This window comes from Pseudomonas sp. TE24901, assembly GCF_054058375.1.
Genome location: NZ_JBSSAF010000004.1, coordinates 141,658 through 166,535 on the forward strand (window position 1 = coordinate 141,658; position 24,878 = coordinate 166,535).

20 protein-coding genes are annotated in these 24,878 nt (G+C 62.5%); 11 read left to right on the forward strand and 9 right to left on the reverse strand.

The genetic code is table 11. The annotated features are described in order from the left end of the window. Positions 1-11 precede the first annotated feature (11 nt). From ACVWVP_RS09350 to ACVWVP_RS09370, 5 genes are all read right to left on the reverse strand, one after another. Positions 12-926: a DUF808 domain-containing protein gene (locus tag ACVWVP_RS09350; protein WP_457405394.1), complete on the reverse strand. Its 915-nt coding sequence runs from the start codon at positions 924-926 to the stop codon at positions 12-14. Between the two features lie 434 nt (positions 927-1,360). Then, positions 1,361-2,767, reverse strand: coding sequence for an efflux transporter outer membrane subunit (locus ACVWVP_RS09355; protein ID WP_259173260.1), 1,407 nt, complete (start codon positions 2,765-2,767; stop codon positions 1,361-1,363). Beyond that, the gene (locus ACVWVP_RS09360) at positions 2,764-5,889 is read right to left on the reverse strand and encodes an efflux RND transporter permease subunit (RefSeq protein ID WP_457405396.1); all 3,126 of its coding nucleotides are present in this window, start codon (positions 5,887-5,889) and stop codon (positions 2,764-2,766) included. Before ACVWVP_RS09360 ends, ACVWVP_RS09355 begins: the two co-directional genes overlap by 4 nt. Before the next feature lie 4 nt (positions 5,890-5,893). Further along, positions 5,894-8,956, reverse strand: coding sequence for an efflux RND transporter permease subunit (locus ACVWVP_RS09365; RefSeq protein WP_457405398.1), 3,063 nt, complete (start codon positions 8,954-8,956; stop codon positions 5,894-5,896). 13 nt (positions 8,957-8,969) lie between these two features. Beyond that, positions 8,970-10,097, reverse strand: a complete 1,128-nt coding sequence (locus ACVWVP_RS09370; protein ID WP_457405399.1) for an efflux RND transporter periplasmic adaptor subunit — start codon at positions 10,095-10,097, stop codon at positions 8,970-8,972. Positions 10,098-10,338: 241 nt separating this feature from the next. On the opposite strand from ACVWVP_RS09370, the gene ACVWVP_RS09375 reads away from it, so the two are divergent. Together ACVWVP_RS09375 and ACVWVP_RS09380 are read left to right on the forward strand one after the other, a co-directional pair. Beyond that, positions 10,339-10,944 (forward strand): TetR/AcrR family transcriptional regulator, encoded by a 606-nt coding sequence (locus ACVWVP_RS09375; protein WP_176998184.1) that lies wholly within the window; start codon positions 10,339-10,341, stop codon positions 10,942-10,944. A gap of 206 nt (positions 10,945-11,150) precedes the next feature. Then, positions 11,151-11,609: an REP-associated tyrosine transposase gene (locus ACVWVP_RS09380; RefSeq protein WP_259173264.1), complete on the forward strand. Its 459-nt coding sequence runs from the start codon at positions 11,151-11,153 to the stop codon at positions 11,607-11,609. 119 nt (positions 11,610-11,728) lie between these two features. Here ACVWVP_RS09380 and ACVWVP_RS09385 read toward each other — a convergent pair whose 3' ends face one another. Continuing rightward, positions 11,729-12,169, reverse strand: a complete 441-nt coding sequence (locus ACVWVP_RS09385; protein WP_178925533.1) for a GlcG/HbpS family heme-binding protein — start codon at positions 12,167-12,169, stop codon at positions 11,729-11,731. A 256-nt stretch (positions 12,170-12,425) separates the two neighbouring features. Between ACVWVP_RS09385 and gcl the strand changes: the two genes are divergently transcribed. The 8 genes from gcl (at position 12,426) to ACVWVP_RS09425 (ending at position 21,887) form a co-directional block, all read left to right on the forward strand. Beyond that, positions 12,426-14,201 (forward strand): glyoxylate carboligase, encoded by a 1,776-nt coding sequence (gene gcl, locus ACVWVP_RS09390; RefSeq protein WP_178925534.1) that lies wholly within the window; start codon positions 12,426-12,428, stop codon positions 14,199-14,201. A 10-nt stretch (positions 14,202-14,211) separates the two neighbouring features. After that, a complete protein-coding gene (gene hyi / locus ACVWVP_RS09395) occupies positions 14,212-14,994 on the forward strand; it encodes a hydroxypyruvate isomerase (RefSeq protein ID WP_259173265.1) in 783 nt (260 codons plus the stop codon). Between the two features lie 165 nt (positions 14,995-15,159). Further along, positions 15,160-16,050, forward strand: coding sequence for a 2-hydroxy-3-oxopropionate reductase (locus ACVWVP_RS09400; protein ID WP_071496242.1), 891 nt, complete (start codon positions 15,160-15,162; stop codon positions 16,048-16,050). A gap of 191 nt (positions 16,051-16,241) precedes the next feature. Continuing rightward, complete coding sequence (locus tag ACVWVP_RS09405; RefSeq protein WP_457405407.1) at positions 16,242-17,522, forward strand: glycerate kinase type-2 family protein; 1,281 nt, start codon at positions 16,242-16,244, stop codon at positions 17,520-17,522. Further along, positions 17,512-18,927: a pyruvate kinase gene (pyk, locus tag ACVWVP_RS09410; protein ID WP_176998190.1), complete on the forward strand. Its 1,416-nt coding sequence runs from the start codon at positions 17,512-17,514 to the stop codon at positions 18,925-18,927. Before ACVWVP_RS09405 ends, pyk begins: the two co-directional genes overlap by 11 nt. A 118-nt stretch (positions 18,928-19,045) precedes the next feature. Further along, a complete protein-coding gene (locus tag ACVWVP_RS09415) occupies positions 19,046-19,921 on the forward strand; it encodes an urea transporter (RefSeq protein WP_457405410.1) in 876 nt (291 codons plus the stop codon). Between the two features lie 31 nt (positions 19,922-19,952). Continuing rightward, complete coding sequence (locus tag ACVWVP_RS09420) at positions 19,953-20,777, forward strand: ion transporter (protein WP_178925539.1); 825 nt, start codon at positions 19,953-19,955, stop codon at positions 20,775-20,777. Positions 20,778-20,882: 105 nt separating this feature from the next. Beyond that, on the forward strand, positions 20,883-21,887 hold the full coding sequence (locus ACVWVP_RS09425) for a sulfate ABC transporter substrate-binding protein (protein ID WP_178925540.1): 1,005 nt from the start codon (positions 20,883-20,885) through the stop codon (positions 21,885-21,887). Positions 21,888-22,018: 131 nt separating this feature from the next. On the opposite strand, the gene ACVWVP_RS09430 is transcribed toward ACVWVP_RS09425, so the two are convergent. Next, on the reverse strand, positions 22,019-22,633 hold the full coding sequence (locus ACVWVP_RS09430) for a DUF5666 domain-containing protein (RefSeq protein ID WP_176998194.1): 615 nt from the start codon (positions 22,631-22,633) through the stop codon (positions 22,019-22,021). A gap of 178 nt (positions 22,634-22,811) precedes the next feature. Here ACVWVP_RS09430 and ACVWVP_RS09435 point away from each other — a divergent pair, with 178 nt between their 5' ends. Continuing rightward, positions 22,812-24,008, forward strand: coding sequence for an MFS transporter (locus tag ACVWVP_RS09435; protein WP_178925542.1), 1,197 nt, complete (start codon positions 22,812-22,814; stop codon positions 24,006-24,008). A 90-nt stretch (positions 24,009-24,098) separates the two neighbouring features. On the opposite strand, the gene ACVWVP_RS09440 is transcribed toward ACVWVP_RS09435, so the two are convergent. Continuing rightward, entirely contained in the window at positions 24,099-24,503 is a 405-nt protein-coding gene (locus tag ACVWVP_RS09440) for a type II toxin-antitoxin system HicB family antitoxin (RefSeq protein ID WP_178925543.1), read from the reverse strand. Positions 24,504-24,514: 11 nt separating this feature from the next. Then, the gene (locus ACVWVP_RS09445) at positions 24,515-24,703 is read right to left on the reverse strand and encodes a type II toxin-antitoxin system HicA family toxin (protein ID WP_178925544.1); all 189 of its coding nucleotides are present in this window, start codon (positions 24,701-24,703) and stop codon (positions 24,515-24,517) included. Between the last annotated feature and the right edge of the window lie 175 nt (positions 24,704-24,878).

Genomic DNA, 24,878 nt, shown 5'->3' on the forward strand with positions numbered 1-24,878 from the left:
AACGATCAACATCAGCCCTTCGCGGCTTGCCATACCTTGCCAATTACTTGAACGACGACCAATACCGCCGCCCCTGCAATCACTCCCGCCACGCCATTGAGCAGCGTCGGCATCAACCAGGCCACCCCACCCGCGCCTTGGCTGACCGACTCGATCCAGTGATGCACCACCGGCACACCATGGGTAAGGATGCCACCGCCCACCAGGAACATCGCCGCCGTACCAATCACCGACAGGCTCTTCATCATGTACGGGGCCGCGCGCAAGATTGCGCCGCCGATACGGCGCGCCATCACGCCAGGCTTCTGCGTAAGCCACAGGCCCAGGTCGTCCAACTTGACGATGCCGGCCACCAGCCCATAGACGCCGATGGTCATGACAATGGCGATGCCCGACAGCACAACCACCTGCTGCATCAACGGCGCGTCCGCCACCGTGCCCAGGGTGATGGCAATGATTTCGGCAGAGAGAATGAAGTCCGTGCGAATCGCGCCTTTGATCTTGTCCTTTTCAAACGCCACCAGATCGGTCGCCGGATCGGCCACGGCGTCGACCAACTGGGCATGGTCAGCCTTGTCTTCGCTCTGGCTGTGCAGAAATTTATGCGCGAGCTTCTCAAAGCCTTCAAAACACAGGTACGCCCCGCCCAGCATCAACAACGGCGTGACCGCCCAGGGTGCAAACGCACTGATCAGCAAGGCGGCCGGCACCAGGATCAGCTTGTTGACAAACGAGCCCTTGGCCACCGCCCACACCACGGGAATCTCCCGCTCGGCGCGTACGCCGGAGACCTGCTGGGCATTGAGCGCCAAGTCATCGCCCAACACCCCAGCGGTTTTCTTGGCCGCCATTTTGGTCATCAACGCCACATCGTCGAGCACGGCGGCGATGTCATCGATCAATACCAACAAGCTGCTTCCTGCCATGATTCGGGCTTCCTGCGTTTAAAGTGCCGCGAATATACCGCGAGCGCGGTGACGGAACATAGATATCCGGTCAGGCCGCTGTGCTCTTGCTTTTGATTTTGATCTTAGGCGCCCCCCCAAATCACTGTCGAATTACGGGCACACCGAGCCTAAGCGAGGTGCCGAGTGTTGGGGCGAAGACCTTTTGCTTACTTTTGGGTCTCTCCAAAAGTGAGCCGCTGTAAGAGCGGAACCCTAAGCCGCCGTTACCGCAGCAATGGATATGTACTCCGACCAAAGATCCCTAGAGCCTGCCACATAGCCTTCGCGAGCAAGCCCGCTCCCACAGTTGGATCGAGTGGCGTCAGTAAGTCAGTGAACAATCAATAGACCGCTATCGCTGGCAAGCCAGCTCCCACATTTGAGTGTGGGTCCATCAGCAACATAGTGAGCCATCAGGGCTGCCAACCGCCCCCCAAACTCTGGATCAACGCCACACTCCCCTGGCTCAACTGCCCCTGCGTATCCCGCAGATTCTGCTCGGCCTGCAGCAACACCAATTGCTGGGTCAACACCGCCTCACGGCTCACCGTGCCCGCACGCAATTGCGCCTCCTGGCTGCCAAACAGTTGCTGATTACGCGCAAACACCTGCTGGAACGCATCCGCCTGCGCCTGCAGATGATTGATCGCCGACAAGTTGTCCTCGACGTTCTGCAACGCACTGAGCACCGTGCCACGGTAGTTGGCCGCAATCTGGTCATAACTCGCCTCAGCCTGCTTGACCGCCGCTTCTCGGGCGCCGCCATCAAAGATCGTCTCCGCCAACGCCGGCCCCAACGTCCAGATGCGGTTAGGCAGCGAGAACAGACCGCCCAGCGCACTGCCGCGATAGCCCAATGACGCGGTCAGGTCAAGGGTTGGGAAAAACGCCGCCTCGGCCACACCAATCTTGGCGTTGGCCGCCGCCGCCGAACGCTCGGCCGCCACCACATCGGGCCGGCGTTGCAGCAAAGTCGACGGCAAGGTCAACGGCGGCCGGGGCACCACGAAGCTGAAGTCAGTACGCGGTGCCACGCTGAACTCACTGGGTGCCATGCCCACCAGCACCGCCAGGGCATGCTCATACTGCTCACGGTCGCGCAACGAGGTTTGCAGGTCGGCAATCGAGGTGGTCAGTTGGTCCTGGGCCACCAGCAACTGGTCGTTGGTCGCCACGCCCTGGGTGAACTGGGCCTGGATCATGTCCAGCAATTGCTGATTGATGGTTTGTTGTTGCTGCAGCAGGCGCACATCGATGTCCATCTGCCGCAACGCCAGGTAGTTGCTCGCCACGCTGGAACTGATGGACAACCGCACCCCGGCCAGCAACGCGTCGGATTGCTGCGCCGTGGCCTGGCTCGACTCGATCCCCCGGCGCACCTGGCCCCACAGGTCCGGCTCCCAACTGGCGGTGAGGGTGGCACTCACGCTGTTTTTCACCCCAGTGGACGTCGTGGCGGTGGAGGTGGTGCCGTCACCACCCTCCCCCCGCGACCCCGACAGCCCCACACCCACCGTCGGCCACAACCCGGCGCGGCTCGATGCCACCTGCGCCTGGGCCAATCGGTACGCCGCCTCCGCCGCGATGATCGACTGGTTGGCCTTGGCCGAGCGCGCCACCAGGTCGTTCAGCACCGGGTCCTGATAGGCCAGCCACCACTGGCTGTCCAAAGCGCCCCGGGGGTTGGACACCGCACGCTGCCACTGCGCGCCTTCCTTGAACGTCTGCGGCAATTGCATCGCGGGTTTCTGGTAGTCGGGCCCGACCATGCAACCGCCAAGCACCAGGCTGAGGAACAGCACGCTGTATTTGAATTTCATGACCTTGCTTCCTTGTGCCGCCCCAGGCGTTGGGACGCCCGGTCGAGCCAGAGGTAAATCACCGGGGTGGTGTAGAGCGTCAGCACCTGGCTGAGCAACAGGCCACCAATAATCGAAATCCCCAAGGGCCGGCGCAGCTCGGAGCCGTAGCCATGCCCCAGCACCAGCGGCAATGCGCCGAGGATGGCCGCCAAGGTGGTCATCATGATCGGCCGGAAACGGATCAGGCACGCGCGGCGAATCGCTTCCTTGGCCGTGAGCCCGAACTCGCGCCGCTCGGTGATCGCAAAATCGATCATCATGATCGCGTTCTTCTTCACGATACCGATCAACAAAATCACCCCCACCAGCGCGATGATCGACAGCTCAGTGCCGGTCAGCAGCAACGCAATCAACGCACCGACACCCGCCGACGGCAACGTGGACAGGATGGTCAATGGGTGCATCAGGTTTTCGTACAGAATGCCCAGCACGATGTACACCGACAGCAGCGCCGCGACGATCAGCAGCGGCTCGCTGGCCACCGACGACTGGAACACCTGGGCCGTGCCGGCAAACTGGCCGGTGACGCTGGCCGGCATGCGCAGTTGCTTCACCGCGTCATCCACCAGTGCAGTGGCCTGGCCGATCGACGTGCCCGGGGCCAGGTTGAACGAGACGGTCACGGCCGGGAACGTACCCTGGTGACTGATGGAAATGGCCGTGCGCGAAACCGTGTTATCCGCCAAGGCCGACAGCGGCACCAACGTTGCCGGGTTGGCCAGGTTCGGCGTGGCCGTGGTGCCCTTGGCCGCCACCGCCGCGCTGCCGGTGGGCACATAAATGCTTTTGAGCGCCGTCGGGTCGTTCCAATACTCGGGGGCGATTTCCATCACCACATGGTACTGGTTGGCGGCGCGGTAAAGGGTCGAGACCTGGCGCTGGCCAAACGCGTCGTACAGCGTCTGGTCCACCGCCGACATGCCCACCCCAAGCCGCGCCGCCGTGTCGCGGTTGATCTGCACATTGGCCAACAGGCTGTTGTCTTGCTGGTCGGTATTCAGGTCGGTCAATTGCGGCAGCGTGTGCAACACCGCCACCACCTTGGGCACCCATTCATCCAGGGACTGCTGGTCATCGGCGGTCAGGGTGTATTGGTACTGCGCGCCACTTTGCCGGCCGCCCACGGTGATGTCTTGGGCCGCCTGCAAAAACAGCTTGGTGCCCGGCATATCGCCCAGGGTGTGGCGGATCTGGCCAATCACTTCGGTGGCGCTGTCCTTGCGCTGATCGATGGGCTTGAGCAGCACAAACAACTGCGCGCTGTTGACCGCCCCGCCGCCCCCACCACCGCCGCCCACAAACCCGGCAGCGGTTTCCACGTTGGGGTTCTGCATGACCTTGTGGTTGATCGCGGTGAAGTCCTTTTGCATCGCCCCGTACGAAATGCTCTGCGCCGCAATGATGCTGCCCTGCAAGCGCCCGGTGTCTTCCTGGGGGAAAAAGCCCTTGGGCACCAGCACGTACAACACGCCCGCGAGCACGATCACCAGCACCGTCACCAAGCCCATCAGGATCGAATGGTCGATCACCCAGCCAAGGGTGCGATCATAGAAGCGATGAAAGCGTGAGTCCGGGTGTTCGTTGCCTTCATGCACCTCTGTGGGCGCGCGCAACAGCACGCTGGCGAGCATCGGCGTGACTGTCAGCGAGATCAGCATCGAGATCACGATGGCCACCGACAACGACACCGAGAACTCGCGAAACAGCCGCCCGACAATCCCGCCCATCAACAGCAGCGGAATAAACACCGCCACCAGCGACACGCTGATGGTCAGCACCGTGAACCCCACTTCCCGCGCCCCGGCCAGGGCCGCTTCCACCCGGGTCTTGCCGCGCTCCAGATGACGCATGATGTTTTCCACCACCACGATGGCGTCGTCCACCACAAAGCCGGTGGAAATGGTCAGCGCCATCAGTGACAGGTTATTCAGGCTGTAGCCAAGGAAATACATGGCGCCAAAGGTGCCGAGCAACGACAGTGGCACCACGATCGCCGGCACCAGGGTGCTGCGCCAGTCGCGGAAGAAACCAAAGGTCACCAGCGTCACCAGCAGGATCGACGCCAGCAAGGTCACTTCCACGTCGTGCAGCGACGCCCGAATGGTAGTGGTGCGGTCCATCAGCAGGTTGAGTTGGATCGAGGCCGGGATTGAGCTTTGCAGAAACGGCAGCGACGCCTTCACCGCATCCACCGTGTCGATCACGTTCGCGCCCGGCTGCTTGAACACCACCAGCAGCACGGCCGGCTTGCCGTTGGACAGGCCGAAGTTGCGCAGGTCCTGAACGTCTTCGCGCACGTAGCCAAGGTCCGAGATGTGGATCAGGTCGCCGTTGTGCTCCTTGACCACCAGCGGCCCGTAATCGTCAGGGTTAAGCAATTGGTCGTTGGCACCGATGCCGTAGGAGCGGTCGCCCACCGCCACATTGCCCTTGGGCAGGTTGGCATTGGACGCGCCGATCACCTGGCGCACCTGCTCAAGGCTCACCCCGTACTGATTAAGGCGATCCGGATTCAGCTCGATACGCACCGCCGGCAACGCACCGCCGCCCACCGTCACATCGCCCACGCCCGTGGTCTGCAACAGGCGTTGTTCCAACACTGTCGAAGCGGCGTCGTACATCTGCCCCGGCGTGGCGCTGTCGGAGGTCAAGCTGATGATCAGGATCGGCGAGTCAGCCGGGTTGACCTTGCGGTACGTCGGGTTGCCCGACAGGTCGCTCGGCAAGTTGCTGCGCGCGGCGTTGATGGCCGCCTGCACGTCCCGCGCCGCGCCGTCGATATCGCGGTTCAAATCAAACTGCATGGTGATGCGCGTCGAGCCCAGGCTGCTGGCGGAGGTCATTTGCGTGACCCCGGCGATCTGGCCGAACTGACGCTCCAGCGGCGTGGCCACGGAGCTGGCGACGGTGGTCGGGTCGGCGCCGGGCAACGAGGCGCTGACGCTGATGGTTGGGAAGTCGACTTCCGGCAGCGGCGCCACCGGCAGCAGGTTGAACGCCAGCACGCCAAACAGCGCGAGCCCGGCCGCCAGCAGCGTGGTGGCAATGGGGCGATGGATAAACGGCGCGCTGAGGTTCATCGCATCAATCCACGGCAACCGGACGACGGCTGAAACGCTCGCCCAGGCCGTGCATGGCGAGGAAGATCACCGGGGTGGAAAACAGCGTGAGCAGTTGGCTCAGCAACAGGCCGCCGATGATTGCGATGCCCAGCGGGTGACGCAACTCCGAACCAATCCCCGTGCCCAGCGCCAACGGCACCGCACCGAACAGCGAGGCCATGCTGGTCATCAGGATCGGCCGGAACCGCAACTCCGCCGCCTGGCGAATCGCAGCCACCGGGCTCAAGCCGCCTTCGCGCAACAGCTCCAGGGCGAAGTCGACCATCATGATGCCGTTCTTCATCACAATGCCGATCAGCAACACGATGCCGATCAAGCCAATGATGTCGAACTGCGTGCCGGTCAGCAGCAGCGCCAGCAACGCACCGAGGGCCGCCGAGAGCAAGGTCGAGAGGATGGTCACCGGGTGCACGAAGCTCTCGTACAGAATGCCGAGCATCAGGTACACCACCACAATCGCCGCCAACACCAGGAACACCTGGTTGGACAACGACGCCTGGAACGTCGCCGCCGCGCCCTCCAGGTTGGCTTGCACCGACAGCGGCAGGCCGACCTGGGCTTCGATGTCCTGCAAACGCGTGACCGCCGCGCCCAACGTTTGGCCGGGCGCGAGGTTGAACGACACGTCCGCATAGGGAAACTGCCCCAGGCGGTTGATGGTGACCGGCGTACGCACCACTTCCAGGGTCGCCATGCTCGACAGCGGCGCCACCCCGCCTGCGGGAATGTCCACGTACAAACCGGTGAGCAAGTCCGGCAGGTTACGCGGCGGGTGGTCGGTGGCGATCACCACGTGGTACTGGTTGAGCTGGGTGTAGAGGGTCGATACCTGGCGCTGGCCAAAGGCGTCGTACAGCACATCGTCGATGGCTTGCGGGGTGATGCCCAGGCGCGAGGCGGTGGCGCGGTCGAAGGTCAGCTTGATCTGGTTGCCGAACTGCATGGCCTGGCTTTGCACATCGGTGAACATCGGGTCTTTCTTGATCGCGGCGAGCAGTTTGGTGGTCCACTGCTCCAGCTCATCCGGATCGGTGGCTTGCAGGCCGAGGCGGTAGCTGGTGGTGGACACCGTGGCGTCCAGGGTCAGGTCTTGCACCGAGTGCAGGTACAGGCGGATGCCGGCGTCATCGGCATTGGCGTCCGCGAGGCGGCGGATCACGGCGGTGCTGCTGTCACGCTCGCCACGGGGCTTGAGGTTGATCAGCAGGTTGCCTTGGTTGATGGTCGGGTTGGTCTGGTCGATCCCCACGAACGAGGACAGGCTCTGCACGGCCGGATCCTTGAGAATGCGCGCGGCCAAACGTTGCTGCTCAACCTGCATCTGCTGGAACGAAACGGTCGGCGACGCCTGGGAAATACCCTGGATCAGGCCGGTGTCCTGGTCCGGGAAAAACCCCTTGGGCATGATCACCAAGGTGAACAACGTGAGCGCAGCCGTGAGCACCACCGAGATCAGCGTGAGGGTGCGGTGCGCCAGCACCCAGTCCAGGCCGCGCACGTAATGGCGGTTGATCCGGTCGAAGAAATCCGGCCGGCGCGCCTCGTGCTTGGACTTGAGCATGCGCGCGCACATCATCGGTGTGAGCGTCAGGGAAATCACCGCCGAAATCACGATGGTCACCGCCACGGTCATGGCGAATTCGCGGAATAACCGCCCCACCACATCGCCCATGAACAGCAGCGGGATCATCACCGCAATCAGTGCGATGGACAGCGAAATGATGGTGAAGCCGATCTGCTCGGCGCCCTTGAGCGCGGCCTGCAACGGCGTGTCGCCCGCCTCCAGGTAACGGGTGATGTTTTCGATCATGACGATGGCGTCATCCACCACAAACCCGATGGCAATGGTCAGCGCCATCAGCGTCAGGTTGTTCAGCGAAAAACCCAGGGCGTAGGCCACTGCCAAGGTGCCGATCAGCGTCAGCGGGATGGTGACGGCGGGGATGATCGTCGCCGGGATATTGCGCAGGAACAGGAAGATCACGATCACCACCAGCAGGATCGCCAGCCCCAGCTCGTACTGCACATCGGTGACCGAGGCGCGGATGGTCTGGGTGCGGTCGGTCAGCACCGCCACCTTCAAGGTGCCCGGCAGGCTGGCGCGCAACTTGGGCAGCAGTTGCTGCACGCGGTCGACCACCTCGATCACATTGGCGCCGGGTTGACGCTGGATATTCAGCACGATGGACGGCGTGTCATTGGTCCAGGCCGCTTGGCGCGGGTTTTCCGGCCCTTGGGTGGAACTGGCGATCTGCGACAGGCGGATCGGCGCGCCATGCTTGTAGGCGATCACCAGGTCGCGGTATTCCTCGGCCGATTGCAGTTGGTCGTTGGCGCCGATGGAATACGCCTGGAACTTGCCATCGATATTGCCCTTGGCCTGGTTGACGTTGGCCGTGCCCAGCGAGGTGCGCAAATCATCCAGGGACAGGCCGAGGCTGTTCAGCGCCAAGGTGTTGGCCTCCACCCGCACGGCCGGGCGCTGGCCGCCGCTGATGGTCACCAGGCCGACGCCGGTGATCTGCGAGATCTTCTGCGCCAGGCGCGTGTCGGCCAGGTCTTCGACCTTGGTCAGCGGCAGCACGTCGGAGGTCAGCGACAGCGTCAGTACCGGCGCATCGGCCGGATTGACCTTGCTGTACACCGGCGGGTACGGCAGGTTCGCCGGCAGGAACGTGCCCGCCGCGTTGATCGCTGCCTGCACTTCTTGTTCGGCCACGTCCAGGGACAGCGACAGGTCGAACTGCAGGGTCACCACCGAGGCGCCGTCGGAGCTGGTGGAGTTCATCGACTTGAGCCCGGGCATTTCACCGAGCTGGCGCTCCAGCGGCGCGGTGATCGAGGAACTGACCACATCCGGGCTGGCGCCAGGGTATTGGGTGAAGACTTGGATGGTCGGGTAATCCACCTCGGGCAGCGCCGACACCGACAGCAAGTGATACCCCAACAGGCCGAGCAGCAGCACCGCCACCATCATCAAGGTGGTGGCGACCGGGCGTTCGATAAAGGGCCGCGAAATGTTCATGCTCGGCAGCTCCTCACTGGGCGACGACCTTCACCACGGAGCCATCGTCCAGTTTGTCGGCGCCCTCGGTGACCACCTGCTCACCGGCCTTGACGCCGTTGTCGAGCACCGCCGACACGTCGCCGGTGGATGGGCCGGTCTTGATCGTGCGCAGGCTGGCCTTGTTGCCATTCACCACAAACACGAAATCGCCTTTGCTGCCGTGCTGGATCGCGCGGGTCGGCACCACGGCGATCTGGCTCAAGGTGTCGGCTTTGAGCCGTGCGTTGACGAACTGATTGGGGAACAGGGTATCGCCCGAATCGTCGAACTGCGCCTTGACCTTGATCGTGCCGGTGCTGGTGTCCACCTGGTTATCCAGGGCCAACAGGCTGCCGGTGGCCAGCAAGGACTTCTTGTTGCGGTCGTAAGCCAGCACGGGCACGGCGCCACGGGCCAGGGCCTGGTCGATTGCAGCCAGGTCATCCTCGGGCACGGCAAACACCACGGTGGCCGGGTTCATCTGGGTGATCACCACAATGCCGGTGGTGCTGGCGGTGGTGACATAGTTGCCGGGGTCGACCAGCCGCAGACCGACCACGCCATCCACGGGTGAGGTGATGGTGCAGTAGCTCAGTTGCACTTCGAGGTTTTGCACATTGCCTTGGTCGGCGGCCACGGTGCCTTGTTGCTGCTGGACCAGGGAGGCTTGGGTGTCGAGGGTTTGCTGGCTGGTGGAGCCGGCCTTGACCAGGTCGCGGTAACGGGCGAGGTCGCGCTGGGCGTTGCTCAACACCGCCTGGTCATGGGCGAGCGTGCCCTTGGCCACGGCCAGCTGCGCCTTGAGCGCGCGGTCGTCGATGCGGGCGATGACCTGGCCCTTGCTCACGTGCTGGCCTTCCTTGAACTCCACGCTGCTGAGAATCCCGTCGACCTGGCTTACCACAGTGACGCTGCGCGTCGGTGTCACGGTGCCCAGCGCGTCGATGTACACCGGCACATCCTGCAACACCACCGGCACCACCGCGACGGGCTCGCCGGGAGACGGTGGCTTGCCTTTATGGGCGCCGCCCATCAGGTGCATGCCCAGGCCGACCACCAGCGCGATCACCAACAACGCGCCAACACCCCAGGCGAACGTACGTCGTCTGCTTTTCTCCACGGTTTCTCACTCGAACGCCGAATACAGGACAGAACGGCAACCGGCAAAGGTCGCGTCGTTGCCCTGAACTCTAGCAGCCTGCCCTTCGCCTGCCTGTACTACCTTGAATGCGTTCAGCCTCAAGACAGACAATGTCAGTGTAACGCCCGTGATACGTGGGCTACGGCGGGATTCTTGAGCGCTGCGCAAAGCCGGTGCTACCATGCGCAACCGCCAGTCTTGGCAAGGAAACTCCAGGTTTATGAGCAGCATTCGCGAGCGCAACAAAGAAAAAATCCTGCGGGCGGCCAGCGAGGAGTTTGCCGACAAAGGCTTCGCCGCGACCAAAACCAGCGACATCGCCGCCAAGGCCGGGCTGCCCAAGCCCAACGTCTATTACTACTTCAAGTCCAAGGACAACCTCTACCGCGAGGTGCTCGAAAGCATCATCGAGCCGATCCTGGCCGCCTCCACGCCCTTCAACCCCGAGGGCGAGCCATCGGTCGTGCTGAGCAACTACATCCGCTCGAAGATCCGCATCTCCCGCGACCTGCCGTTTGCCTCCAAGGTCTTCGCCAGCGAAATCATGCACGGCGCGCCGCACCTGAGCGCCGATCAAGTCGAGCAACTCAACGCCCAGGCCAAGCACAACATCGACTGCATCCAGAACTGGGTCGACCGCGGCCTGATCGCCGCCATCGACCCCAACCACCTGATGTTCAGCATCTGGGCGGCGACGCAGACCTATGCGGATTTCGACTGGCAGATTTCGGCGGTAACGGGAAAGGCCAAGCTGGATGAGGCGGATTATGAAGCGGCGGCGTTGACGATTATTCGGTTGGTGTTGAAGGGGTGTGAGCCGGACTGAGAGATCGAGGTGTGGCGATCGCAGGCAAGCCAGCTCCCACACTTGATCCGCGCCAAACACACATTGTATGAACACTGCGAGCCCCCTGTGGGAGCGGGCTTGCCCGCGATAGCGCCAGTGCAGACACATCCTGCCAAAAGCCCGCCAATCAGCACCACACACCGAGATCTAGCCTCTCAGAACCCCCACTGAAGAGAGGCCAAGGAATGCCTGATCTCCCCGCTTCAAAGCGCCTACGCATCGGCCGCTATGACGAACCCAACCGCATCTATTTACTGACGACCAACACCCTGGATCGCGAACCCATTTTCCAGGACTTCAAACTCGGTCGCCGGGTGGTTCAACAATTCAGGATTGCTCAGAACCAGGGCCTGGCGACCTCCTTGGCGTGGGTCGTCATGCCGGATCATTTCCACTGGCTCATCTCGCTGGAGAAAGGCTCACTTGCTGATTTGATGCGTCAAGTGAAGTCCAACAGTACTCGTGTGGTGAATGCAGTCGCCGGGCGCCAAGGTCGACTCTGGCAACCCGGCTTTCACGACCATGCGGTGCGCCGTGAAGAAAGTCTTGAAGGCATCGCTCGATATATTGTGGCCAATCCATTGAGAGCCGGGCTGGTAAAGAAATTTGGCGACTACCCGCTGTGGGATGCCATCTGGCTTTAACTTGAGACCGAGTCGCCTGCATCGCGGGCAAGCCCGCTCCCACAGGGATTGGTGGTGTTAACACCGGCCAATGTGGGAGCTGGCTTGCCTGCGATGAGGCCCGCCAGGTCACCCAAAGATCAAGCCGACACCCCCGCATCCGCCAACAACCCCACCCCCTCAATCGCCGTAATCGCACACTGCTCATCAATGTCCGATGTATCCCCGCTGATCCCGATTGCCCCCAGTACCACCCCTTCCCCATTGCGAATCAACACCCCCCCCGGGGCCGGCACGACGCTGCCCTGCCCCAGGCTGTTCAGCGCGGCGATAAACGCCGGCCGCTGTTGCGCGTCCAGCGCCAGCAGGCGTGAGCCTTTGCCCAGGGCGATCGCGCCCCAGGCCTTGCCGATGGCGATCTGCGGGCGTAGCAGGCTGGCGCCGTCTTCGCGTTGCAGAGTGATCAGGTGGCCGCCGCTGTCGAGCACCGCAATGGTCAGCGGCGCTGCCGAAATGGTGCGACCGGCGTTCAAAGCCTGGCTGGCCAGTTGGGTGGCAATTTTCAAGGTTAAAGCGCTCATGGTGCCGTCCTTCTTTTGTTATTGGGAAAGCGGTGGAGGTCTGTTTGATCAGATGCTCGATCAAACAAATAGAACACAATGAAATTTGTTTTTGTATACAATATTTTCGCACAAAGCTTCCATACGTCGAAAAAATGCCTTCCGACGAACGCAAAGGCCACCGAATAAAATGAATTGACCTGCGCTGCTCGCCGTGAATACACTTTGATCAGACACCACTTGTATACAATTACAAAACGCAAGAGGCACCAAAACCATGAGCAAAATGAGAGCAATCGAAGCCGCCGTTCTGGTGATGCGCCGTGAAGGTGTGGACACCGCCTTCGGTATCCCAGGCGCCGCAATCAACCCGCTGTACTCGGCTTTGCAGAAAGTGGGTGGCATCGATCACGTCCTTGCTCGCCACGTTGAAGGCGCCTCCCACATGGCCGAGGGCTACACCCGCACCAAGGCCGGCAATATCGGCGTGTGCATCGGCACCTCGGGCCCGGCGGGCACCGACATGGTCACCGGCTTGTACAGCGCCTCGGCCGACTCGATCCCGATCCTGTGCATCACCGGCCAAGCGCCACGTGCCCGCATGCACAAGGAAGACTTCCAGGCCGTGGACATCACCAGCATCGTCAAGCCGGTGACCAAGTGGGCCACCACTGTGCTGGAACCGGGCCAAGTGCCTTACGCGTTCCAGAAAGCCTTCTATGAAATGCGCTCCGGCCGCCCGGGGCCGGTGCTGATCGACCTGCCGTTCGACGTGCAGATGGCCGAGATCGAATTCGATATCGACGCCTACCAGCCGCTGCCCCTGGCCAAACCACTGGCGACCCGCGTGCAGGTGGAAAAAGCCCTGGCGCTGCTGGACCAGGCTGAACGCCCACTGCTGGTCAGCGGTGGCGGCGTGATCAACGCCGACGCCAGCGAACTGCTGGTGGAATTCGCTGAACTCACCGGCATTCCGGTCATCCCGACCCTGATGGGCTGGGGCACCATCCCGGACGATCACCCACAAATGGTGGGCATGGTCGGTCTGCAAACCTCCCACCGTTACGGCAACGCGACGATGCTCAAGTCGGACGTGGTGCTGGGCATCGGCAACCGCTGGGCCAACCGCCACACCGGTTCGGTCGAGGTGTACACCGAAGGCCGCAAATTCATTCACGTCGACATCGAGCCGACGCAGATTGGCCGCGTGTTCACCCCGGACCTGGGCATCGTCTCCGACGCCGGTTCCGCCCTGACGATGTTCATTGAAGTGGCCCGCGAGTGGAAAGCCGCCGGCAAGCTCAAGGACCGCAGCGCCTGGTTGAACGACTGCCAGCAGCGCAAGGCCACCCTCCACCGCAAGACCCACTTCGACAACGTGCCGGTCAAGCCGCAGCGCGTGTACGAAGAGATGAACCAGGTGTTCGGCAAAGACACTTGCTACGTCAGCACCATCGGCCTGTCGCAAATTGCCGGCGCGCAATTCCTGCACGTGTACAAGCCACGTCACTGGATCAACTGCGGCCAGGCCGGCCCATTGGGCTGGACCATTCCGGCCGCGCTGGGCGTGGTCAAGGCGGATCCGAGCCGCAAAGTGGTGGCGCTGTCCGGCGACTACGACTTCCAATTCATGATCGAAGAACTGGCCGTGGGCGCGCAGTTCAAGCTGCCGTACATCCACGTGGTGGTGAACAACTCCTACTTGGGTTTGATCCGCCAGGCCCAGCGCGGTTTCGAGATGGACTACTGCGTGCAGCTGTCCTTCGACAACCTCAACGCGCCGGAACTCAATGGCTATGGCGTGGACCACGTGGCCGTCGCCGAAGGCCTGGGTTGCAAGGCCCTGCGTGTGTTCGAGCCGGGGCAGATTGCACCTGCGTTGCGCAAGGCTGAGGAAATGATCGAAGAATTCAAGGTTCCGGTGATCGTTGAGATTATTCTGGAACGTGTGACCAACATTTCCATGGGCACCGAGATCAACGCCGTCAACGAATTCGAAGATCTGGCACTGGTCGGCAACGATGCGCCGACTGCCATTTCCCTGCTCGATTAAGGAGAACCCTATGCCGCGCTTTGCTGCCAACCTGTCCATGCTGTTTACCGAGCAGGACTTTCTCGCCCGTTTCAAAGCGGCCGCCGATGCGGGCTTCCAGGGAGTGGAATACCTGTTCCCCTACGAGTTCAGCTCTGCCGAGATCAAGGCACAACTGGACGCCAACGGCCTGACCCAAGTGCTGTTCAACCTGCCGGCCGGTGACTGGGCCAAGGGCGAACGCGGCCTGGCCTGCCACCCGGACCGGGTCGAGGAGTTCCGCGCCGGAGTCAAGCTGGCCATCGCCTACGCCCAGGTGCTGGGCAACACCCAGGTCAACTGCCTGGCAGGTATCCGGCCGCAAGGCGTTGACGATGAAACCGTCGAAAAGACCTTCGTCGCCAACCTCAAGTACGCCGCCGAGAAGCTGCAGGCGGCGGGGATCAAGCTGGTGATGGAGATGATCAACACCCGCGACATTCCAGGTTTCTACTTGAACAACACGGCGCAGGCCCTGTCGATTCGCGAGCAGGTGGGCAGCGCCAACCTGTTCCTGCAGTACGACATCTATCACATGCAAATCATGGAAGGCGACCTGGCCCGCACCATGGCCAACCACCTGGATGACATCAACCACATCCAGCTGGCGGACAACCCAGGGCGCAACGAGCCGGGCACCGGTGAGATCAACTACCGCTTCCTGTTCGAACACCTGGACCGCATCGGCTACACCGGCTGGGTCGGCTGTGAATACAAGCCGCTGACCACGACCGAAGCCGGTTTGGGCTGGCTCAAGAGCCATAACGCGATCTAGCAGAACAAACGCAAAACAAAATGTGGGAGCTGGCTTGCCTGCGATGCAGGCACCGCGGTGTTTCAGGCATAGCCAGTTGATGCCATCGCAGGCAAGCCAGCTCCCACATTGGGCCTGAGGCGTTTGGCAGGTCTCGACATACCGAATAACAAGAGGATTTTGATCATGGCTAAAATCGGATTCATCGGCACCGGCATCATGGGCCAACCCATGGCCGCCAACCTGCAGAAAGCAGGTCACCAACTGTTTCTTTCCGAGCACCACGGCAAGGCGCCGCAAGCCTTGATCGACGCCGGCGCCGTGGCCCTGGCCAACCCGCAGCAAGTCGCCCAGGAAGCCGAGTTCATCATCGTGATGGTGCCCGACACCCCGCAGGTTGACGACGTGTTGTTCCGCAAAGACGGCGTGGCCGCAGGCCTGTCGCCAAACAAAGTCGTGATCGACATGAGTTCGATCTCGCCGACCGCCACCAAGGCGTTTGCCGCCAAGATCAACGAGACCGGCGCGCAGTACCTCGACGCGCCCGTGTCCGGCGGTGAAGTGGGCGCCAAGGCCGGCACCCTGAGCATCATGATCGGCGGCGAGCCGCAGACCTTCGAACGCGCCCTTCCGCTATTCCAGGCCATGGGCAAGAACATCACCCTGGTCGGCGGCAACGGTGACGGCCAGACCGCCAAGGTCGCCAACCAGATCATCGTCGCGCTGAACATCCAGGCGGTGGCCGAAGCACTGCTGTTCGCCTCCAAGAACGGCGCCGACCCAGCCAAGGTGCGTGAAGCGCTGATGGGCGGATTTGCTTCGTCGAAAATCCTCGAAGTGCACGGCGAGCGCATGATCAAAGGCACCTTCGACCCGGGCTTCCGCATCAATCTGCACCAGAAGGATTTGAACCTGGCCCTGGCCGGCGCCAAGGAGCTGGGGATCAACCTGCCGAACACCGCCGGCACCCAGCAAGTGTTCAGCACCTGCACCGCGATTGGCGGCGGCAACTGGGACCACTCGGCGCTGATCAAGGGGCTGGAGCATATGGCGAATTTCAGTATCCGCGACAAATAACCTACGCCGCTCCTACCTTTGAAATGCGGTCGAATGTGGGAGCGGGCTTGCTCGCGAAAGCGGTGTGCCAGCCAGCATGGATGTCGAATGGTAGACCGCTTTCGCGAGCAAGCCCGCTCCCACATTTTTGATCGCATTCCATAGCGAAAATGTTGCACCTCTAATAACAAAAAATCCCCGGGAGCCCGCTTATGTCGGTCGATCCGCAACACCTGCTTCGCGAGCTGTTTGCCACAGCCATCGACGCCGCCCACCCCCGGCAAGTCCTTGAACCTTATCTGCCTGCCGACCGCAGCGGCCGTGTGATCGTGATCGGCGCCGGCAAGGCTGCCGCGGCCATGGCCCTCGTCGTGGAAAACTGCTGGCAGGGCGAAGTCAGCGGCCTTGTCGTCACCCGCTACGGGCACGGCGCCCCGTGCAAGAAAATCGAAGTGGTCGAAGCCGCGCACCCAGTGCCCGATGCGGCCGGCCTGGCCGTGGCCAAGCGCGTGCTGGAACTGATCAGCAACCTCACCGAAGACGACCGGGTGATTTTCCTGCTCTCCGGCGGCGGCTCGGCATTGCTTGCCCTGCCCGCAGAAGGCATCACCCTGGCCGACAAGCAAGCCATCAACAAAGCCCTGCTCAAATCCGGCGCGACCATTGGCGAGATGAATTGCGTGCGCAAGCACCTCTCGGCGATCAAGGGTGGCCGACTGGCCAAGGCCGCGTGGCCGGCCACGGTGTACACCTATGCGATTTCCGATGTGCCGGGCGACCAGGCCACGGTGATTGCCTCCGGCCCCACCGTCGGCGACCCGAGCACCTCGGCCCAGGCCTTGGCGATCCTCAAACGCTACAGCATCGACGCCCCCGCCTCGGTGCGCAGCTGGCTGCAGAACCCGGCCTCGGAAACCGTCAAGCCCGGCGACCCGGTGCTCGCGCGCAGCCACTTCCAGTTGATCGCCCGCCCGCAGCAATCGCTGGAGGCCGTGGCGGTCAAAGTCCGTCAGGCCGGCTTCAGCCCGCTAATCCTCGGCGACCTGGAGGGCGAAGCCCGCGACGTGGCCAAGGTGCATGCCGGCATTGCGCGGCAGATCGTGCAGCACGGCCAGCCACTGGCGGCGCCGTGCGTGATTCTGTCGGGCGGTGAAACCACCGTCACCGTGCGCGGCAATGGCCGTGGCGGGCGCAACGCCGAGTTCCTGTTGAGCCTCACCGACAGCCTCAAGGGCGTGCCGGGCGTGTACGCCCTGGCCGGTGACACCGACGGCATCGACGGCTCAGAAGACAACGCCGGCGCGATCATGACGCCGTGCAGCTATTCGCGCGCCGAAGCCCTCGGCCTGTCGGCCAGTGACGAGCTGGACAACAACAATGGCTACGGCTACTTCGCCGCCCTCGACGGGTTGATCGTCACCGAGCCGACGCGCACCAACGTCAACGACTTCCGCGCCATTCTGATCCTTGGGAACCCGACACATGACGCCTGACAAGAAGGTCAAGATCCTCGCCACCCTCGGCCCGGCCACCGACGGCATCGATGACATCCGCGAGCTGGTGGAAGCCGGGGTGAACATCTTCCGCCTCAACTTCAGCCACGGCGACCACGCCGACCACGCGCAGCGCTACCAGTGGATCCGCCAGGTGGAGCGCCAGCTCAATTACCCGCTGGGCATCCTGATGGACCTGCAAGGGCCGAAACTGCGCGTCGGGCGTTTTGCCGAAGGCAAGGTGCAACTGGTGCGCGGCCAGGCATTGCGCCTGGACCTGGACCCGACGCCGGGCGACCAGTGCCGGGTCAACCTGCCCCACCCGGAAATCATCGCGGCACTGGAACCCGGCATGGACCTGCTGCTGGATGACGGCAAGCTGCGCCTGCGGGTGATTACCAAGCATGCCGACGCCATCGACACCACCGTGCTCAATGGCGGCGAACTGTCGGACCGCAAAGGCGTGAATGTGCCCCAGGCGCTGCTGGAACTCAGCCCACTGACCGCCAAGGACCGCCGCGACTTGAGCTTCGGCCTGGAACTGGGCGTGGACTGGGTGGCGCTGTCGTTCGTGCAACGCCCGGAAGACATCCGCGAGGCCCGTGAGCTGATCGGCGACAAGGCCTTCCTGATGGCCAAGATCGAGAAGCCTTCGGCCGTGCAACGCCTGCAGGAAATTGCCGAGCTGAGCGATGCGATCATGGTGGCCAGAGGCGACCTGGGCGTGGAAGTGCCCGCCGAGAGCGTGCCGCAGATCCAGAAGGACATCATCAGCACCTGCCGCCAGTTGGGCAAACCGGTGGTGGTGGCGACGCAGATGCTCGAGTCCATGCGCTTCTCACCGGCCCCGACCCGTGCCGAGGTCACCGATGTGGCCAACGCCGTGGCCGAAGGCGCCGACGCGGTGATGTTGTCGGCGGAAACCGCCTCGGGGGAGTACCCGCTGGAAGCCGTGCAGATGATGAGCAAGATCATCCGCCAGGTGGAAAACGGCCCGGACTACCAGACCCAGCTGGACGTGAGCCGGCCCAAGGCCGAGGCCACGGTGTCGGACGCGATCAGCTGCGCGATCCGGCGTATCAGCAGCATCCTGCCGGTGGCGGTGCTGGTGAACTACAGCGAGTCGGGCAGTTCCAGCCTGCGTGCCGCACGGGAACGGCCGGTGGCACCGATCCTCAACCTCACGCCGAACCTGTCGACGGCGCGGCGCTTGAGCGTGGCGTGGGGCGTGCATTCGGTGGTCAACGACCGGCTGCGCCAGGTGGATGAGGTGTGCTCCACGGCGCTGGAAATCGCCCAGGCCCAAGGGATGGCGCAGCGCGGGGATACGTTGGTGATCACGGCGGGGGTGCCGTTTGGGCAGCCGGGGTCGACCAATTCGCTGCGCATCGAGACATTGATCTAGCGCCTGTTCGGGCCTCTTCGCGGCAAGCCCGCTCCCACATTTGACTGTATTCACACATCAAAAGGTGGGAGCTGGCTTGCCTGCGATAAGGGCAACTCGGTCTACCTGACTTACCCAAATGCATAATCCAACCTGCCCAGACTGGGCCGAAGCCCTGCTCAATGGCTTCAGCCAGATATTCCTGCAGCGCCAGCCGCTGTGCGGCCTGCTGTGCCTGCTGGCCATCCTGATCGGCGCCCCGGCGTTGTTCGGCGGCGCGCTGCTGGGCGGTGTGGCCGGTTTGCTCACGGCCCAGCGCCGGGGTTACCCCAAGGTCGAGCGCCAGGCCGGGCTGTATAGCTATAACGGTGTGCTGCTGGGCTTGTTGATCAGCCAGCACTTCGCCTGGTCGGCGCTGTTGCCGCCGCTGATCCTGGCGTGCGGCGGGCTTTCGGCGATGCTGACGCGGCAATGGTTGAAGCATGCGGCCCAGCCGGATGACCTGCCTGCCTACACCGCGCCCTTTGTCGGGCTGGGCTGGCTGTTGCTGGGGCCCGCCGCGCCCAGCGCATTCGCCCTCACCGAACCCGACACCCTGGCGGTGCTTGCCGCGCCCTTCATCGGGCTTGCGCAAGTCATGTTGCTGGACCAACCCTTGGCCGGCGCCCTGATTGCACTCGGCCTGTTCCTCGCCAATCGCCGAGCCGCCTTATGGGCCTTGGCCGGTGCCAGCATCGGCGTGCTGGTCGCCCTGTGGCTGGACGAACCCGCCAGCGCCCTCCTCGGCCTGCACAGCTACAACCCCGCATTGGCTGGCGTGGCGTTGAGCCAGGTACGGCGTCAGCCCTGGCTGCCGTTGCTGGGCATCCTGCTGGCGATCATCCTCACCCCCGGCTTTGCCGCCCTGCACCTGCCCGCCTTGACCGCGCCGTTCATCCTCGCCTGCTGGCTGGTGCGCGCAGGCGCCCGGGTGCTGCGCAAACCCCGCATGGACAGCCCCTTCGAATCCCCCTAGGCTTGCTCGATATTCGATTCAGGCGGGATTTATGGACAGCAGCAACGACTGGCGCCAGCGGCTCTACGTCATGATTTTCCAGAGTGACACCACTGCCGGGCGGCGCTTTGACGGCATTCTGTTGCTGATCATCCTCGCCAGCCTGGTGATCGTGATGCTCGACAGCATCGACCAGATCCACCAGAACTACGCCGATGTGCTGGCCTACATCGAGTGGGGCTTTACCCTCGTCTTCCTGATCGAATACGGGCTGCGGCTGTACTGCTCGCCCAAGCCGTTGCGCTATGCCTTCAGTTTTTATGGGTTGGTGGACTTGCTCGCCATCGTGCCCGGCATCCTCGCGTTGTATTACAGCGACGCGCAGTACCTGCTGATCATCCGTATCATCCGCATGCTGCGCATCTTCCGCGTGCTCAAGCTCAGCCCGTACCTCAAGCAGGCCAACTACCTGATGGCGGCGCTGCGCGGCAGCAAGCAGAAGATCGTGGTGTTCCTGGTCAGCGTGTGCACCCTGGTGACGGTGTTCGGCACCCTGATGTACGTGATCGAAGGCCCGGAGCACGGGTTTACCAGTATTCCCAAAGGCATCTACTGGGCCATCGTGACCCTCACCACCGTGGGTTTTGGCGACATCGTGCCGAAGACGCCGCTGGGCCAGGTAATTTCATCGTTGGTGATGATCACCGGTTACTCGATCATTGCCGTACCCACCGGGATTTTTACCGCTGAACTGGCGAGTGCCATGCGCGGTGAACAGCTGCAACATGACTGCCCGGTGTGCAAGAAAAACAGCCACGAGCCGAACGCCGCGTTCTGTTCGCGCTGCGGGAATAATCTTTTCAAGAAACTGGAATAAGCAAAGAGCGTTTTAATCTTTAAACGTCTATGCGGCGCCCGTTATAGTCGATGGCAAATTGCCCCCACTCAATCAACACCCTTCTCGAACAACAAGGAATGAGCAGTGAAAAAACTCGTTAGCGCCTCTCTCCTGGCCGCCGGCCTTGCCCTGGCGGGCGCCGTCCAGGCCGCCCCCGTCACACTGCTCAACGTCTCCTACGACGTGATGCGCGACTTCTACAAGGACTACAACACCGCCTTCCAGAAGCACTGGGAAGCCGAGCACCCGAACGACAAGCTGACCCTGCAGATGTCCTTCGGCGGCTCCAGCAAACAAGCGCGCTCGGTGATCGACGGCCTGCCGGCTGACGTGATCACCATGAACATGGCGACCGACATCAACGCCCTGGCCGACAACGGCAAGCTGGTGCCGGACAACTGGGTCACCCGCCTGCCGAACAACAGCGCGCCGTTCACCTCCGCCACCGTGTTCATCGTGCGCAAGGGCAACCCCAAGGCCCTGAAAGACTGGCCGGACTTGTTGAAAGACGGCGTGCAGGTGATCGTGCCTAACCCGAAGACCTCGGGTAACGGCCGCTACACCTACCTGTCGGCGTGGGGCTACGTGCTCAAGAACGGCGGCGACGAAAACAAGGCCAAGGCCTTCGTCGGCAAGCTGTTCAAGCAAGCGCCTGTGCTGGACACCGGTGGCCGCGCCGCCACCACCACGTTCATGACCAACCAGATCGGCGACGTGCTGGTGACCTTCGAGAACGAAGCCGAAATGATCGCCCGTGAATTCGGCCGTGATCAGTTCGAAGTGATCTACCCAAGCGTTTCTGCCGAAGCGGAGCCGCCGGTGTCGGTGGTCGACAAAGTGGTCGAGAAGAAAGGCACCCGCGCTGCCGCAGAGGACTACCTGAAGTACCTGTGGTCGCCGGAAGGCCAGGAAATCGCCGCCAACAACTACCTGCGCCCACGTGACGCGAAGGTGCTGGCCAAGTACACCGACCGCTTCCCGAAAGTCGAGTTCTTGTCGGTCGAGAAGACCTTTGGCGACTGGCGCACCGTGCAGAAAACCCACTTCAATGACGGTGGGGTGTTTGACCAGATCTACAACGGTCAATAACTGAATAAACGCGGTTAAAACTGTGGGAGCGGGCTTGCTCGCGAAAGCGGTGGTTCAGTCGATTGATTCGGTGACTGAAACTCCGCTTTCGCGAGCAAGCCCGCTCCCACATTTGGCTCTGTGTTTGGCAGTTACATCGGCGGGGTTACGCCGTCCTTGCCCGCCGAGATGGCCTGGGCAGTCACCGTGCCATCCGGCCCTTTCGCAGCAAACAACACCACCTTCACCCCCACCTTGAGCAAGCTGCGATCCCCCGGCTCCAGGTTCACGATCGGCACGTCCTCCGGCACCACGATCTTTTGCTCACCGCCCTTGTACTTCACGGTCAGCGTGCGGCCGTTGCTCACCACCAGGTCACCGACGGTGCCGTTGGTCATGCTGCTGCCTTCTTTCAAATCGAACGCACGATGCCCGTCGCCGGTGCCGGCCATGGCCGGTGGGAACACGTGCACTTCCAACGCGGTAAGGGTGCCGTCGGCATTGGGCATGGCAGCGGAGCCGATGTAGCTGCCGGGCTTGATCTCGTCGATCTTGGCCAGCGTAACGGCGCGTACTTGGGTGTCTTTGGTGAGGTGCACGGTGACGTCTTCGCCACTGTTGACCTTGACGTGGATCGCGTCGCCGTCGACCGCCGTGATGGCGCCGCGCACGCCCACACGCGGGGCTTCGGCGGCGTTGGCCAGGCCAATCGCCATGGCGGCGGCAAGGGTTGAGGCCAGGATCATCTTGTTCAGCGTGATTTTCATGAAGGTGGATTTCCTGTTTCGGCAGTTGTGACTGAATGTATCATTGCCGTTCGACCCGAACGTTAACGATTCAGTCATTAATTTGCGGCATGAGTGTTATCACTGCCAGCGGCCTACTGCCCACAGGGCGATGTCTTTACTCTTCCACGCCCTCTTCCTTCGCTTTTATGAGAACACCATGAACGCTACCTCACACGCTACAACCACCATGACCCGCGGGATGGTCATGCTGTTTGCGTTCTGCTGCGGCGCCATCGTTGCCAACATCTACTACGCGCAACCGATCATCGAGCTGATCGCGCCGGACATCGGCCTGACCCCGGCGATGGCCAGCCTGATCGTGTCGCTCACCCAGATCGGCTACGCCTTGGGCCTGTTTTTCCTGGTACCGCTGGGTGACTTGCTGGAAAACCGCAAGCTGATGATCACCACCACCGTGGTGGCCATCGCCAGCCTGTTGGGGGCTGCGTTCACCGAGCAGCCGAACCTGTTCCTGCTGGTGTCGTTGCTGATCGGTTTCAGTTCGGTGTCGGTGCAGATCCTCATCCCGTTGGCCGCGCACTTGGCGCCCGCCGAATCCCGTGGCCGGGTGGTCGGCAGCATCATGGGTGGCCTGTTGCTCGGCATCCTGCTGGCACGGCCGGTGTCCAGCGTGGTGGCGGATCATTTTGGCTGGCGTGCGATGTTCATGGCGGCCGCCGCCCTGATGGCGTTTATCAGTGTTGTCTTGCTGCTCACCATCCCCAAGCGCCAGCCCGACCACAGCGCCAGCTACGCGCAACTCTTGCGTTCGTTGGGCACCCTGCTGGTGCGCCAACCGCTGTTGCGTCAACGGGCGTTCTACCAGGGCTGCATGTTCGCTACGTTTAGCCTGTTCTGGACCGCCGCCCCCTTGGAATTGGCGCGTAACCATGGCCTGAGCCAAAGCGAAATCGCACTGTTTGCCCTGGTCGGAGCCCTGGGTGCCATTGCCGCGCCCATCGCTGGCCGCCTGGCCGACGCCGGCCACACGCACCGCGCCTCCTTGCTGGCGATGCTGTTTGCCGCGTTGAGCTTCCTGCCGGCCTTCGTGCACCCGCTGTACAGCGTGATCGGCCTGGCCGTCACCGGCGTGGTGCTGGACTTCTGCGTGCAGATGAACATGGTGCTCGGCCAACGCGCCATCTACGCCCTCGACGCCAACAGCCGCAGCCGCCTGAATGCGCTGTACATGACCAGTATCTTCATCGGCGGCGCCTTCGGCTCGGCGATTGCCAGCAGCGTGTATGAACACGGTGGCTGGCTGGGTGTGATGTTGGTGGGCAGTGCGTTCCCACTGGTGGCGTTGTTGCGCTTTTTGAGTGCCTCCCGCGAAGCGGCGCCGGTAGCCGCGTAAACGCAGGACGTGTGGGAGCGGGCTTGCCTGCGATAGCGGTATATCAGTCAAACCGCTATCGCCGGCAAGCCGGCTTCTACAAGGACCGGGTCAGGAGCGCACCAATTTTTCCAGGGCCGCGTCCGCCAGGAATGACGAGCGGCTTTTGACGTTGTGCTCGCGTACATACCTGTCGATACGCTGGATGACATAACCGGGCAAGGTCACATTGACCTTCTCGGTCTTGCCAAGATAGGGCGAGATATCCAGCTCTAACATCCCCCACCCCATCCCGGCATAGTCTTCGTGGGTGTGATGAGCCGCCACCGACGTTGGCAGCGGAATCGGCCTACCTTCTGCCGCCATCTCTTGCAACAGGATGTGCGCGACTTCCACCGCAGCGTTGTAGGCCTCTTCGAAACTGTCCCCGGCGGTGACAGCGCCTGGAATATCGGGGATCTGAATGCCGGTGGCGGTGAAGTCATCGCCCCATTCGATACAGATTGGGTATTGCATGAATGCTCTCCTTAAAACTCAAACAAGCCGGCACGTTTCCTGATGCTTCTGACGGTGCCCAGAGGCAGGTCTTTCTTTGGATGGGGCACCGGGATCGTGTACGGGTTATAGCGATGGATAAAAATATGATGGCTGCCCGTGACCCGATCCAACACCCAACCTGCCTCTTGCAGTTCCTTGATCAATAACCTGCTTTGCACCGCAGCCTCCTTGGCTTGGCCCGAACAAAAGTAACCCTAGAGTTATATTTACTCAAGCACAGATTTGCCCAAGCGGACTGACGGTTGTTTTGCCGAATGTTGAACCTACCCCAACGGTTATTCCAACCTGGCATAGAGCCTATGCCCCCCACCCCGCTTCCGCGCCTCTCCTGCC